11 protein-coding genes and 2 pseudogenes are annotated in these 12,346 nt (G+C 62.9%); 10 read left to right on the top strand and 3 right to left on the bottom strand.

The annotated features are described in order from the left end of the window. Window positions 1-4: 4 nt before the first annotated feature. The 10 genes and pseudogenes from KZX42_RS06265 (at window position 5) to KZX42_RS06310 (ending at window position 7,973) form a co-directional block, all read left to right on the top strand. Window positions 5-439: a CopG family transcriptional regulator gene (locus tag KZX42_RS06265; RefSeq protein ID WP_248118101.1), complete on the top strand. Its 435-nt coding sequence runs from the start codon at window positions 5-7 to the stop codon at window positions 437-439. Window positions 440-656: 217 nt separating this feature from the next. Next, window positions 657-1,139 (top strand): annotated as a pseudogene (locus KZX42_RS06270) (ATPase, T2SS/T4P/T4SS family); the annotation flags it as partial. Between the two features lie 84 nt (window positions 1,140-1,223). Beyond that, window positions 1,224-2,231, top strand: a pseudogene (locus tag KZX42_RS06275) (conjugal transfer protein TrbE); the annotation flags it as partial. A gap of 68 nt (window positions 2,232-2,299) precedes the next feature. After that, window positions 2,300-3,022: a P-type conjugative transfer protein TrbJ gene (gene trbJ, locus KZX42_RS06280; RefSeq protein ID WP_282438852.1), complete on the top strand. Its 723-nt coding sequence runs from the start codon at window positions 2,300-2,302 to the stop codon at window positions 3,020-3,022. A gap of 10 nt (window positions 3,023-3,032) precedes the next feature. Further along, a complete protein-coding gene (gene trbK-alt / locus KZX42_RS06285) occupies window positions 3,033-3,422 on the top strand; it encodes a putative entry exclusion protein TrbK-alt (protein ID WP_248118102.1) in 390 nt (129 codons plus the stop codon). Window positions 3,423-3,426: 4 nt separating this feature from the next. After that, window positions 3,427-4,791: a P-type conjugative transfer protein TrbL gene (gene trbL, locus KZX42_RS06290; protein WP_248118104.1), complete on the top strand. Its 1,365-nt coding sequence runs from the start codon at window positions 3,427-3,429 to the stop codon at window positions 4,789-4,791. After that, window positions 4,791-5,474 carry a conjugal transfer protein TrbF gene (trbF, locus tag KZX42_RS06295; RefSeq protein WP_248118106.1) on the top strand — a complete coding sequence of 228 codons (684 nt, stop codon included), beginning with the start codon at window positions 4,791-4,793 and terminating at the stop codon, window positions 5,472-5,474. Before trbL ends, trbF begins: the two co-directional genes overlap by 1 nt. Continuing rightward, window positions 5,471-6,520, top strand: coding sequence for a P-type conjugative transfer protein TrbG (gene trbG, locus KZX42_RS06300; protein WP_248118108.1), 1,050 nt, complete (start codon window positions 5,471-5,473; stop codon window positions 6,518-6,520). Before trbF ends, trbG begins: the two co-directional genes overlap by 4 nt. Beyond that, on the top strand, window positions 6,517-7,740 hold the full coding sequence (locus tag KZX42_RS06305) for a TrbI/VirB10 family protein (protein WP_248118109.1): 1,224 nt from the start codon (window positions 6,517-6,519) through the stop codon (window positions 7,738-7,740). The genes trbG and KZX42_RS06305 overlap by 4 nt, the downstream gene beginning before the upstream one ends. A 2-nt stretch (window positions 7,741-7,742) precedes the next feature. Next, window positions 7,743-7,973: a DUF2274 domain-containing protein gene (locus KZX42_RS06310; RefSeq protein ID WP_248118111.1), complete on the top strand. Its 231-nt coding sequence runs from the start codon at window positions 7,743-7,745 to the stop codon at window positions 7,971-7,973. Between the two features lie 40 nt (window positions 7,974-8,013). Here the strand turns inward: KZX42_RS06310 and KZX42_RS06315 are convergent, their stop codons facing one another. The 3 genes from KZX42_RS06315 to KZX42_RS06325 form a co-directional block, all read right to left on the bottom strand. Further along, the gene (locus KZX42_RS06315; RefSeq protein WP_248118114.1) at window positions 8,014-8,943 is read right to left on the bottom strand and encodes a LysR family transcriptional regulator; all 930 of its coding nucleotides are present in this window, start codon (window positions 8,941-8,943) and stop codon (window positions 8,014-8,016) included. Window positions 8,944-9,185: 242 nt separating this feature from the next. Next, window positions 9,186-11,480 carry an excinuclease ABC subunit UvrA gene (locus tag KZX42_RS06320; RefSeq protein WP_248118116.1) on the bottom strand — a complete coding sequence of 765 codons (2,295 nt, stop codon included), beginning with the start codon at window positions 11,478-11,480 and terminating at the stop codon, window positions 9,186-9,188. Between the two features lie 38 nt (window positions 11,481-11,518). After that, window positions 11,519-12,271, bottom strand: coding sequence for an SDR family oxidoreductase (locus KZX42_RS06325; RefSeq protein ID WP_248118118.1), 753 nt, complete (start codon window positions 12,269-12,271; stop codon window positions 11,519-11,521). Window positions 12,272-12,346: the final 75 nt, after the last annotated feature.

Here is a 12,346-nt window from a genome sequence, read left to right on the forward strand (position 1 = left end):
CATCATGGCAAAGCCTCCCAAAAAGCAGCGGCTATCCGTGTACCTCGAACCGGACGTCATGAAGGCACTCGCCGCGCATGCCGCCCGCCGCGATCAATCCCTCTCGCTGATCGCTGAAGCGGGCATCGCCTCTTTCCTCTCGCCTGACGCTGCCGAACGGCAGGAGGCGGCGACGACCAAGCGGCTCGATCAGCTCGACCGGCGAATGGCGCGTATGGAGCGCGACCTCGGCATCGCCGTCGAAACTCTGGCGGTGTTCATCCGCTTCTGGCTGACAACGAACCCACCGCTACCGGAGCCAGCCCAGGCAGCGGCGCGGGCCAAGGCTGGCGAGCGCTACGAGGCGTTCGTCACCGCGCTCGGCCGGCGACTCGCTCACGGGCCGAAGCTTCGGCAAGAAATTTCGGAGGACATCGCGCCCGCGCACGAAGCGGACTAATCACCTCCGCGTCCGCCACAAGTATTCCAACGTTCCGCCGTTTTCCTGTCTTTGTACGCCACAGTACGACACCCACATGATGGTTGTTGTCAGGCCATGATTTCTGCCTCCTCTACTCATCCCCGATCCAGGGCCGCACCTCGCGGACCCGCAAGAGAACGGGGACGACGTGGCGGCAACTCACCAGAAATCGGAGGCGATCCTTCGCGGCGCTCGCATGCTGCGCACAGCCCTTGGGCCGGCGATCGCCCAGTTTCTGGAAGACCCCGCGATCGTCGAGGTGATGCTCAACCCCGATGGGCGGCTCTGGGTCGACCGGCTTTCCGAAGGACTTTCCGATACGGGTGAGCTGCTGTCGCCCTCGGACGGCGAGCGGATCATCCGTCTGGTCGCCCATCATGTCGGCGCCGAGGTTCATCCCGGCGCCCCGCGTGTCTCGGCCGAGCTGCCCGAGACGGGGGAGCGGTTCGAAGGACTGTTGCCGCCGGTCGTGTCCGCGCCGGCCTTCGCGATCCGCAAGCCAGCCGTGGCCGTGTTCACACTCGACGATTATGTCGCCGCGGGGATCATGGCGGCGGATCAGGCCGAGACGCTGCGTCAGGCCGTCGCCGACCGCCGCAACATCCTCGTCGCCGGCGGCACATCCACCGGCAAGACCACACTCACCAATGCGCTGCTCGCCGAGGTCTCGAAGACGTCGGCCCGCGCTGAGACCTGGCTCTATGAGGGCCGCGATCACGCCGGCGTCGATACGCACGAGATCCTGCGCGGCTTTGCCGACCGCACCGATCGGATCCTCCAGCTCATCGACGCCTTCATGCCGGAATGCGCCTGGCTCGATGACGGCGAGACGCTGACCTATTTACATTCGACTGTCTCGACAAAGCGGCATCGCGTCCGCGTCCCCGAAACGCCGATGTATCTTGACGCGCTGCTCGCCGATCAGCCGCTGACCGGCGGGTTGGAGCCGCGCCTGGGCGATGCGCATGTCCGCATCCTCACCATTGTCGGCTTCCCGACCGCGACCACGCCCGGCATCCTGGACGAGCTGAACCGCTTGGCATTTCCCTATCGCTGGTCGACGCGGGCCGTGCTGCTCGACAAGACCGACGCGACCAAGCTGCTAACCAAGATCCGGCGGCAATGGTTCGCCAAGCGCAAATCGATCGCCGCCATCCTGAAGGAGGTGATGACGAATGAGGCCTCCGCGCTCGTGGACACCGATGCGTCCAACAAGGCGGCCGATGCCGACATGGCGTTGCAAGAGTTGGGCGCGGACTATGCCGGCCAGGCCTATGTGACCGCGACGATCACTGTCTGGGACGATGATCCGCGCATCGCCGCCGAGAAGCTGCGGATGGTCGAGAAAGTCATCCAGGGCCGCGACTTCACCGCGATGCCCGAGACGATCAATGCGGTGGACGCCTGGCTCGGCTCGCTGCCCGGCCATGTCTACGCCAATGTCCGCCAGCCCCCGATCAACACATTGAATCTCGCCCACATGATCCCGCTGTCGGCGGTGTGGGCGGGACCGGAACGGGACGAGCACTTCGCAGCACCCCCCCTGCTGTTCGGCAAGACCGAGGGCTCGACCCCGTTCCGGCTTTCCATCCATGTCGGCGATGTCGGCCATACGCTGATCGTCGGTCCGACCGGCGCCGGCAAGTCGGTGCTGCTGGCGCTGATGGCATTGCAGTTCCGGCGCTATCCGCAATCTCAGGTCTTCGCCTTTGACTTCGGCGGCTCGATCCGGGCGGCCGCGCTAGCCATGCGTGGCGACTGGCACGATCTCGGCGGCGGCCTCACCGAAGGCTCAGACGACAGCGTGTCGCTTCATCCATCGTACGCATCGCCGCCGTTCTGCTGGCCACGCCGATCGCGCTGTCGCCGGTACTGTGGGCTCCTCCGGCGTCAGCACAGTTGATCGTGAAGGATCCCACGAACTACGTGCAGAATGTTCTGCAGGCGGCCAGGTCGCTGGAGCAGATCAACAACCAGATCAGCTCGCTTCAGAACGAGGCGACGATGCTGATCAACCAGGCCCGCAATCTCGCGAGCCTGCCCTATTCCTCGCTCCAGCAGATCCAGCAGTCCGTCCAGCGCACGCAGCAGCTTCTCACCCAGGCACAGCGCATCGCCTATGATGTCCAGAACATCGATCAGGCGTTCAAGACGACCTACGGCAATGCTTCCATGTCGGCGTCCGATCAGCAACTCGTGGCGGGCGCCCGCGAGCGCTGGCAGAACACGGTCGGCGGGCTTCAGGACGCCATGCGGGTACAGGCTGGCGTCGTCGGCAACATCGATACCAACCGCACCGAGATGTCCTCGCTGATCGGCCGCAGCCAAGGGGCGACGGGCGCGCTACAGGCGACGCAGGCCGGCAACCAGCTTCTCGCGCTGCAGGCGCAGCAACTCGCCGACCTGACCGCCGTCGTCGCGGCGAATGGGCGGGCGCAGGCGCTCTCCGAAGCCGAGCGAGCCGCGGCCGCCGAACAGGGGCGCGAACAGCGTCGCCGCTTCCTGACGCCGGGTACGGGCTATCAGCCCGGTAACGCCCGCATGTTCCCGAACGGCAACTGAGGGCCTGGCCATGGACGGAAAGCTGTTCGCCCGGCTCGGCGCCGTCATCTTCGTCGCGGTTGCGATCACCGCGACCGCGATCGAGATGAACCGGAAAGAGGAAGCGCCCGAGCCGTGGGCGTCCGGCCGGGCCATCCAGACGCAGGCCGATCCGCTCCGCAATGAACTGGTCCGCTGTCAGGGGCTCGGCGAAGCCGGTCCCCGCGACACCGCCTGCCTGCGCGCCTGGGCCGAGAACCGCAACCGCTTCCTCGCTCCCGGCGCGCGGCCTGCCGAGCGACTGCCGGACACGCCGCCAGCGCCGCGAAACGACGCCACTCTCCAACCGGGTCGCACCGATCAGCCGGCCTTGGAGCCCGCCGCGCCGATCGCGCCGCCGCAGCTCGACGAAGCGAGATAACATCATGGGCGGCACCGGCGTCATCGACCATTTCCTCGAGGTCTTCACCCGTTATATCGATAGCGGCTTTGGGCTTCTCAGCGGCGAAGTCGCCTTCATCGCCACCACCCTGATCGTCATCGACGTGACGCTGGCTGCACTCTTTTGGAGCTGGGGCGCCGACGACGACATCATGGCTCGCCTGGTGAAGAAGACGCTGTTCGTCGGCGTCTTCGCCTACATCATCGGCAACTGGAACAACCTGGCACGCATCGTCTTCGAGAGCTTCGCCGGCCTGGGCTTAAAAGCCAGCGGCACCAGCTTCACCACGGCCGATCTCTTGCGCCCCGGCAAGGTCGCGCAGACCGGCCTCGATGCGGGGCGGCCGCTTCTGGAATCGATCTCCGGCCTGATGGGCTATTGGTCGTTCTTCGAGAACTTCATCCAGATCGCCTGCATGTTCCTCGCCTGGGCGCTGGTCCTGCTCGCCTTCTTCATCCTCGCCATCCAGCTCTTCGTCACGCTCATCGAATTCAAGCTGACGACGCTCGCCGGCTTCGTGCTGATCCCGTTCGGCTTGTTCGGCAAGTCCGCCTTCATGGCCGAACGAGTGCTTGGCAACGTCATCTCGTCCGGCATCAAGGTCCTGGTGCTCGCCGTCATCATCGGCATCGGCTCGACGCTTTTTTCAGAATTCACATCGGGGTTCGGCGGTGCCACGCCGACGATAGACGAGGCGATGGCGATCGTGCTCGCCGCCCTGTCGCTCCTCGGCCTCGGCATTTTCGGCCCTGGTATCGCCAGTGGCATCGTCTCCGGCGGTCCGCAACTCAGCGCCGGCGCCGCGGTCGGAACGGGTATGGCGGCAGGCGGCATGGTCGCCGCCGGTGTCGGCGCGGTCGGTGCGGTCGCTTCCGGTGGCGCGGCGCTGGCCGGTGGCGCCGCGGCTGCGGCGCGCGGTGGAGCCGCCGTGGCGGGTGGCGCCTCGACCGCCTATAGCCTCGGCTCGGCCGGGCAATCTGGCGCTGCTGGCGTTGCATCCGGCCTTGGCGGCGTCGCCCGCGCTGGCGGCAGCGCAGCGGTCTCGCCGCTGCAGCGTACCGCCTCACGCGCCGCCGCTACCATGCGCTCGAGCTTCAATGCCGGCGGGAAGGCCGCGTTCGAAGCCACCGGTGGCTCCTCGACGATGGGGTCGGTCGGTGGAGACGCAACCGGCGACGGCGGCGGCTCGGCCGCTCCGGCAGCCGCGGGCGGGCCGCCCGCTTGGGCGCAACGCATGCGCCGCTCCCAACGCATGACCCACGCCGTCCAGGCGACCGCCCACGCCGTGCGCTCCGGCGACGCCCATGGCGGCGGCTCCTCCGTCAATCTCTCCGAAAGCGACCGCTGATGTTCAAACGACCTTCTACCCATTATGGCAAAGCCCCCGAACCCGAGACGCCCTATCAGCGCGCCGCACAAGTCTGGGACGAACGGATCGGCGCCTCGCGCGTCCAGGCGAAGAACTGGCGGTTGATGGCCTTCGGCTCGCTGATCCTCTCGGCCGGCTTCGCCGCCGCGCTGGTTTGGCAGTCGGCACGTGGCACGATCGTACCCTGGGTGGTCCAGGTCGACCGTCTGGGTCAGGCGCAAGCCGTGGCGCCCGCCGTCGCCGACTATCGCGCGACCGATCCGCAGATCGCGTTTCACCTGGCGCGCTTCATCGAGCAGGTCCGCTCGATCCCCGCCGACGCCATCATCGTCCGGCAAAACTGGCTGCGCGCCTATGACTTCACGACCGATCGCGGCGCCATGGCGCTCAACGACTATGCCCGCTCCAATGACCCGTTCACGAAGGTTGGCCGCCAGCAGGTCGCCGTCGACGTCTCCAGCGTCATTCGAGCATCGCCCGACAGCTTCCGCGTCGCCTGGGTCGAACGCCGTTATGAGAACGGCCAGCTTGCCGAGACTACCCGCTGGACCGCGATCCTGACGATCGTCGTCCAGATTCCACGCAACGCCGACCGGCTCAGGGCGAACCCGCTCGGCATCTACGTCAACGCCATCAACTGGTCACGGGAGCTTGGTCAATGAAGCTGTATTTCCGTAAAGCCGGAAACCCGGCTTTACACACATCCGTAGTCTCGGCTTTCCGCAGAGCCGCATTCCCCATAGTCCTGCTGGCGACAACCGCGCTCGCCGGCTGCGCCACCAGCACTCCGCCGCCGGAAATTTCCTACGACGCCGCTGCTCCGGCCGTGCAGACCGTCGATCCGCCGGCACCGGTCACCGTCGTCGAGATCCCGCGACCGCTTCCGCTGCCTGGACAGTTGCAGCGCGTCGAACCGTCCCGAGCGACGCCGGAGCCGACCGATCCGACGGCGCGAGTCAACCAAGCCAACGCCGCTGCGCGCATCCAGCCTGTGCGCAACGGCTTCATCAACGCCATGCAGGTCTATCCCTACATGGGCGGCGCGCTTTATCAGGTCTATACCGCCGTCGGGCAGATCACCGACATCGCGTTGCAGCCGGGCGAGCAGCTCGTCGGCTCCGGACCGGTCGCGGCCGGCGACACCGTACGCTGGATCATCGGCGATACGCAGAGCGGCGCCGGGCAAACCTTGCAGGTCCACATCCTGGTGAAGCCCACCCGGCCGGACCTGATGACCAATCTCGTCATCAACACCAACCTGCGCACCTACCATATGGAGTTGCGCTCGACCGAGCGGACCTACATGGCCTCCGTCTCGTGGCAGTATCCGCAGGATCAACTCATCGCTCTGCGTCGCCAGAACCAACAGGCCGAAGCAGCACAACCGGTCGCATCCGGCGTCGATCTCGCCAACGTCAACTTTCGCTACGCCATTGACGGCGACCGCGCGCCGTGGCGGCCGCTGCGCGCCTTCGACGACGGCCGCCAGGTCTTCATCGAATTTCCAAGCGGTATTGGACAGGGCGAGATGCCGCCGCTGTTCGTTGTCGGCCCGGAGGGCAACACCTCGGAGCTGGTGAACTACCGGGTGCGCGGCCATCATATGATCGTCGATCGGCTCTTTGCCGCCGCCGAACTTCGTTTCGGCTCCGGCGATAACCAGAAGCGCGTCCGCATCGTGCGTACCGATGGGAGGCCTGCATCGTGAGCGAGAGCGAGCACCGGAAAGAGGATGGGCCAGACAAGGAGGCCCAGCCGCTGACCGGCGAGGCCGCCGGGCCTGCGCCGATGCGGCTGCGCGCGGAGCCGCCGCGCGTTACCCGCCTGTCGCGCAAGGTTCTCGCAGGTCTCGGCCTAGTCGCCAGCGTCGGGATCGGCGGTGCGCTCATCTATGCGCTTCAGACCAGCGATGCCGGTCAGCCGACCGACGAGCTCTACTCGACCGAAAACCGCACGACGGCCGATGGCATTGCCGGTCTGCCGCGAGATTATAGCGGCGCGCCTCAGCTCGGCCCCCCGCTTCCCGGGGACTTGGGCCGACCGATCCTCGACGCGCAAAGTCGTGGCCAGCCTATGCCCACACCCGGCATGACTGCCGCGAACCCCGGTCTCAGCCCGGAAGAGCAACGCCGCATTCAGGAACTCGAGGCGTCACGCACGGCCCAGCTGTTCGCGAACACTGAAACCCGTACGGGCGGCGCGACGTCGACCCAGACTACGCCCGGCGCGCAACCGACGCCCGATCTCACCAGCCTTGGTCTGGCTCCGCCCCCCGCGACTCCCACAGCTCAGGACCGCCAGAACGCCTTCCTCAACGCCGCCGCCGATCGGCGCACGGTCGCGCCAGATCGCATCGCCGCGGCGGTGTCTCCAAACATCCTTCAGGCAGGTGCTGTAATTTCCGCCGCACTTATTACGGGGATTAGATCGGACCTCCCCGGCCAGATCACCGCCCAAGTGACCGAGAACATCTACGACAGTCCGACCGGCCGGATTCTTCTCGTGCCCCAAGGCTCACGCGTGATCGGCCAATACGATAACAATGTGCAGTTTGGGCAAAGTCGCGTGTTGTTGGTTTGGAACCGGCTGATCCTGCCGAATGGCCACTCCATCGTACTTGAGCGTCAGCCGGGGGCCGACGCCGAGGGCTATGCAGGCCTTCGAGACGGCGTCGACTATCGTTGGTGGGATCTTGCGAAGGCAGCGGGTCTATCGACCCTGCTTAGCCTTGGGGCGGAGCTCGCCACAAATGACGACGACCGCCTTATCCAAGCAATTCGCAACGGCGGGCAAGACACGATCAACGACGCCGGTCAGCAGATCGTCCGCCGCCAGCTCAGCATCGCGCCGACGCTCTCTATCCGGCCCGGCTTCCCGGTGCGGGTAATCGTCACGCGCGATCTCATCCTAGACCCGTATGGAAGGTGATCATGACCAAGCTCAAACTCAGCCGTATTTCTGATGACAAGCCGGTGAAGGTAACGATCGAACTGCCGGCAGCAATTCATGGCGACTTGGTGGCCTACGCGGAAGTCCTCGCTCGTGAGAGCCAGCAGGAGATTAGCGACCCGCTGAAGCTAATCGCGCCAATGATTGCACGCTTCATGATCAATGATCGCGCATTCAATAAGATGCGGAAGATGAACGGTAATCCGCAATAGAATTCATTGAATGCATAGGCGCTACGCACTGGATATCACCTCATAACACCAGCTTGGTATCGTGCATTGGCACACCGAGCCCGCGACTTGCGAGCATTTGAGCCGTGTGCAGAAATCGCAGGAACGCTGGGTTTTTATTCTCCGAGGACCAGACGACGCTAAACGGCACGATGTCAGGTTCGGCGGTCAATGGCCGAAGCACAAGCCCAGGGACTCTGACAGAGGTCCAGGCGGCCGAAACCAAGGTAATTCCTTGACCGAGGCTGACGAGGTTCATGAGCGTGTCCTGCAGCGCTTCCTTCTCTTCGATCTCGGGATAGGAGCTGTAGTCGGCGGAACGACGAACGATGTAGTCGTAGACCTCGGGACCAGGTTCCTCCCGACTTACGATGTAGCGCTCCGCCTTGAGATCTGGCCAGTCGAGCTTGGGTCTGGCGGCAAGCCTGTGGCTTTCGGCCAGAGCAACGTAGACGCGCTCGCGCCATAATTCTCGAGTCTCGCACCCCGGCACAGGTTCCGAGCCCGTGATGATTGCAGCGTCCAATCGTCTGGCTCTGACGGCCGCAAGATGCTTCCTCCGGCCACCGTCACGAACGTCGATGGTTACTCGCGGATGTCTTTCAGTGTGGCTTTGGACAAGCTTCCGCAGAAATCCCCCCGCTAGCGAGGTCAATATCCCGATGCGGACCAAACCGCATGCGCCGCTGCGCGCAGCCCGAGCAGTACGCTTTGCCGACTCGAGCTGTTCGTAGGCCGGCAAAGCCTCGGCGAGAAATCGCTGCCCCGCCGTGGTCAGCCGAACACCATTCCGAGTCCGCTCAAATAGCAATATGCCGAGATGGTCCTCAAGCTGCTTCACAGTGCGGCTGACGTTCGACTGATCTACCTGGCACATCTCCGCAGTGCGCCTGAAGCTGCCCACTTGGGCAGCAACGGTGAGGTAATGAATCTGCCGAAGGGCGAGCCTCATGTTGCAACCCTACCAGCTCTGTCGGACTGCGTGCGGCACGGCGGAAGCGCGGAAAGAAGCTTTTGACTACATGAGAGAGGCTGTTCAACGGCAGTAACCTTTCTAGATTGCTGAATCACACATTTAACCGATCTAGCGGCCGAGCCAGCTCGTTGATCCGCCCAAATGCTTCAGCAGAGTGGGGAAGACTCCACATTGTCGGAACGGTGATGAGATTGGCATCAAGGATGGACCAGATCATCTCACCTCGCAGTCTCAGCAGGAGTAATAGAGGTGATGGGCAAATTATTGTCGAAAGCCTTCATCGCCAGATACTTGCCAGTTAGGGTCTTTGCCTCTTGAGCAAGTGTCAGCGGGGTCCCTTGGAATACAATCTCGCCGCCATTTCGACCCGCCTCTGGCCCCAAATCGATTATCCAGTCCGCCCTAGCAATCACATCAAGGTTATGCTCGATAACAATCACGGTGCTGCCGTCATCGACCAGCCGATCCAGGATTTTGAACAGCCGACTGACATCGGACATATGAAGTCCGGTGGTGGGCTCATCGAGGATGTATGTGCCTTGCCCGTCGCCCAGCTTCATTGCCAGCTTAAGGCGCTGGAGTTCGCCGCCCGAAAGCGAGGAAAGCGGCTGCCCGAGGCTCAAGTATCCAAGGCCAACCTCAACCAGAGCATCAAGGGTCAATGCAATTTCGGGGTCGTCGAAGAACTTTTGAGCATCCGAAAGCGACATTTCTAGAACGTCACTGATTGATTGCCCGCGAAGGCGCTTCTTGAGAACGCTTTCCTTGAACCTCTTGCCTCGGCACGTCTCACAAATCGTTTTTATCGGATCGAGAAAAGCGAGGTCGGTATAGGCAATGCCGAGTCCTTGGCAGTCTGGACATGCGCCGCGGGAATTGAAGCTGAACAGGGAAGCGCTCGAACGCGTAGCTGTTGCGAACGCCTCCCTGATGGTGTCCATCATCCCGGTATAGGTTGCCGGTGTCGAGCGGGAGGAAACGCCGATAGCTGACTGGTCGATAAGCACGGCCTCGGGGAAGGCGGCGACAAAAGCTCCGCTGACCAGCGAGCTTTTTCCAGACCCTGCGACGCCTGTCACGACAGTCATGATCCCCTTGGGAATATCTACATCGACGTTTTTCAGGTTGTTCCCGGTAGCCATCCTCAGCGGGAACACGCCTTTGGCCGAGCGGACTTCTTCTTTAACGGCGAACGGGGTTCTCAATGCCCGGCCGGTGGGAGTGTCAGCCATGAGAAGATCATGAACCGACCCTTCAAACATGACTTTCCCGCCGTCGCGGCCAGCTTCGGGGCCGATGTCGATGACATGATCCGCGATGGCGATAACGTCAGGATCATGCTCCACGACGAGCACCGTGTTGCCCTTGTCGCGAAGCCGCTTGAGCATCCGATTGAGGCGATCAACATCGCGGGGATGCAGACCAATGCTCGGCTCGTCCAGAACGTAAATCACCTCGACGAGACTGGAGCCAAGGTGCCTGACCATTTTGATGCGCTGGGACTCGCCGCCGGAAAGAGAGCCGGTCTCGCGATCCAGGCTCAGATAGCCGAGGCCGATGCCGATGAGTTGCTCCAGGCGTTCGATCACGTCGGCCGCAAGCTGTGCGCCGACGCTGCCGGAGACCTTCCGAAGCACTTCGACCAAATCCTGACATTCCAGGGCAGTCATCTCGGCGATATTGTAGCCGTTGATCCGACACCCAAGCGCCCGCTGATTGAGTCTTGTCCCACCGCAGGCTCGGCACGGGCTTGAGATTATGAATCTGGCTGCGCCGGATCGTGTAGCCTCCGACAAATCGGATGTGTCGCGCCGGATGTAGAGCCGAGTGAACTTGTCGATGACGCCTTCGTAGGGAGCGTTGCGCGCCGTTGCTCCCGAGCCGACCCGGACCTTGTATCCCGACCCGTAAAGGAGGTCGTCCCACTCGTCCTTTGTGTAGTCTTTCAGCTTCTTGTCGTTATCGAAGCGGCCCGACTGCGTGTAAACCTTGATGTACCAGCCGTCCTTGCCGAACGGACCATGCCGGAATGGTCCTTCGTTCAAGGACTTTTCTAGATCAACAAATTCCTTCTCGTCGAGCGTCCGCGCTGTGCCGATGCCTTCGCAGGCGGGGCACATGCCTTCGGGATCATTAAACGAAAAGGCGTTGGAATAGCCTGCATAGGGTTCGCCGACGCGCGAGAACAGCAAGCGAAGCAGGGCATAGGCGTCGGTGTAAGTGCCCACCGTCGAACGCGCATTTCCGCCAATTCGCTTCTGCGAGATAATTACAGGGGTGGAAAGATTGCTGATGGAATCGACATCCGGCCTTCCGTAGTGCGGCAAGCGATTGCGCTGAAAAGCAGTGAACGTGTCATTGAGTTGGCGTTGAGCCTCTGCCCCGACAGTGTCGAACACCATCGACGACTTGCCAGAGCCTGAGACGCCTGTGAACGCCACGATGCAATTGCGCGGAATATCGAGATCGACATTTTTGAGGTTGTTTTCCCTCGCGCCTCTGACGCCGATCACTCTGGCGACGCCTCGGTGAGAACTTGGTGCGTCGCCCGTCATACCAGCCCCCCATCCGCCCGAATGTTTTGCCCCGTGACCCACCCCTGTTGCGAACTGACGAGCGACCCGACGATTGCGGCAATGTCCGATGGCCGGCCCAAACGTTGCAGCGCGGTCATGTGACTGAGACTGTCCAGCGTCGAGGCATCTGCATCCCGTCGCAGCAAATCAGTATCGGTCGGACCAGGGGATATGACGTTTACCGTTATTCCCCTCGCCCCCCATTCTCGGGATGCAATGCGGGCGAATTGCTCGATTGCCGCCTTGCTGGCGGCATAAACGGCTTCTCCAGGCGATGGCCACGCCGTGCCTATCGTCGAGATACAGACGATCCGGCCATTGTCGCGCATGATGCGGCCTGCCTGCTGCAAGGTGAAGAATGTTCCTCGCGCGTTGACCGCCATCACCCGGTCGAACATCTCTGGGGTGACGGTCTCAATCGGCGCGTGCTCGATTATGCCCGCTGAGCAAACGAGAGTGTCCAGAAACGGACTGTCGCCTCCTCCGAACCAAGCCGATGCATCTTTGAATAATGAGGCGACCGCCCCAATGTCAGCTTGGTCGGCCTTAACCGCTTTCACCTTGTGACCAGCATCTTTGAGGGAGATTTCAACTGCACGGGCTGCGTCGTCATCTTCTTCATAAGTGAAGATGACTGCAAAACCATCCTCGGCGAGGCGATCCACGATGGCTTTACCGATCCCTCGTCCTCCGCCCGTCACGATGGCATTACGCATAGGTTCGCTCATGATTAATCCGAGATGCTGGTCAGGTTGGAGTTGACACTAGCACGCTGCCACTGACATCATTCTGTCAGGGGGCGA

Source organism: Brevundimonas sp. EYE_349 (assembly GCF_023147505.1).
Lineage (GTDB): Bacteria > Pseudomonadota > Alphaproteobacteria > Caulobacterales > Caulobacteraceae > Brevundimonas.

Excerpts from the sequence above, each read along its gene's own strand:
- KZX42_RS06265 (WP_248118101.1), top strand. The coding sequence starts at position 5 with ATGGCAAAGCCTCCCAAAAAGCAGCGGCTATCCGTGTACCTCGAACCG.
- trbK-alt (WP_248118102.1), top strand. The coding sequence starts at position 3,033 with ATGGACGGAAAGCTGTTCGCCCGGCTCGGCGCCGTCATCTTCGTCGCG.
- trbL (WP_248118104.1), top strand. The coding sequence starts at position 3,427 with ATGGGCGGCACCGGCGTCATCGACCATTTCCTCGAGGTCTTCACCCGT.
- trbF (WP_248118106.1), top strand. The coding sequence starts at position 4,791 with ATGTTCAAACGACCTTCTACCCATTATGGCAAAGCCCCCGAACCCGAG.
- trbG (WP_248118108.1), top strand. The coding sequence starts at position 5,471 with ATGAAGCTGTATTTCCGTAAAGCCGGAAACCCGGCTTTACACACATCC.
- KZX42_RS06310 (WP_248118111.1), top strand. The coding sequence starts at position 7,743 with ATGACCAAGCTCAAACTCAGCCGTATTTCTGATGACAAGCCGGTGAAG.
- KZX42_RS06315 (WP_248118114.1), bottom strand. The coding sequence starts at position 8,943 with ATGAGGCTCGCCCTTCGGCAGATTCATTACCTCACCGTTGCTGCCCAA.
- KZX42_RS06325 (WP_248118118.1), bottom strand. The coding sequence starts at position 12,271 with ATGAGCGAACCTATGCGTAATGCCATCGTGACGGGCGGAGGACGAGGG.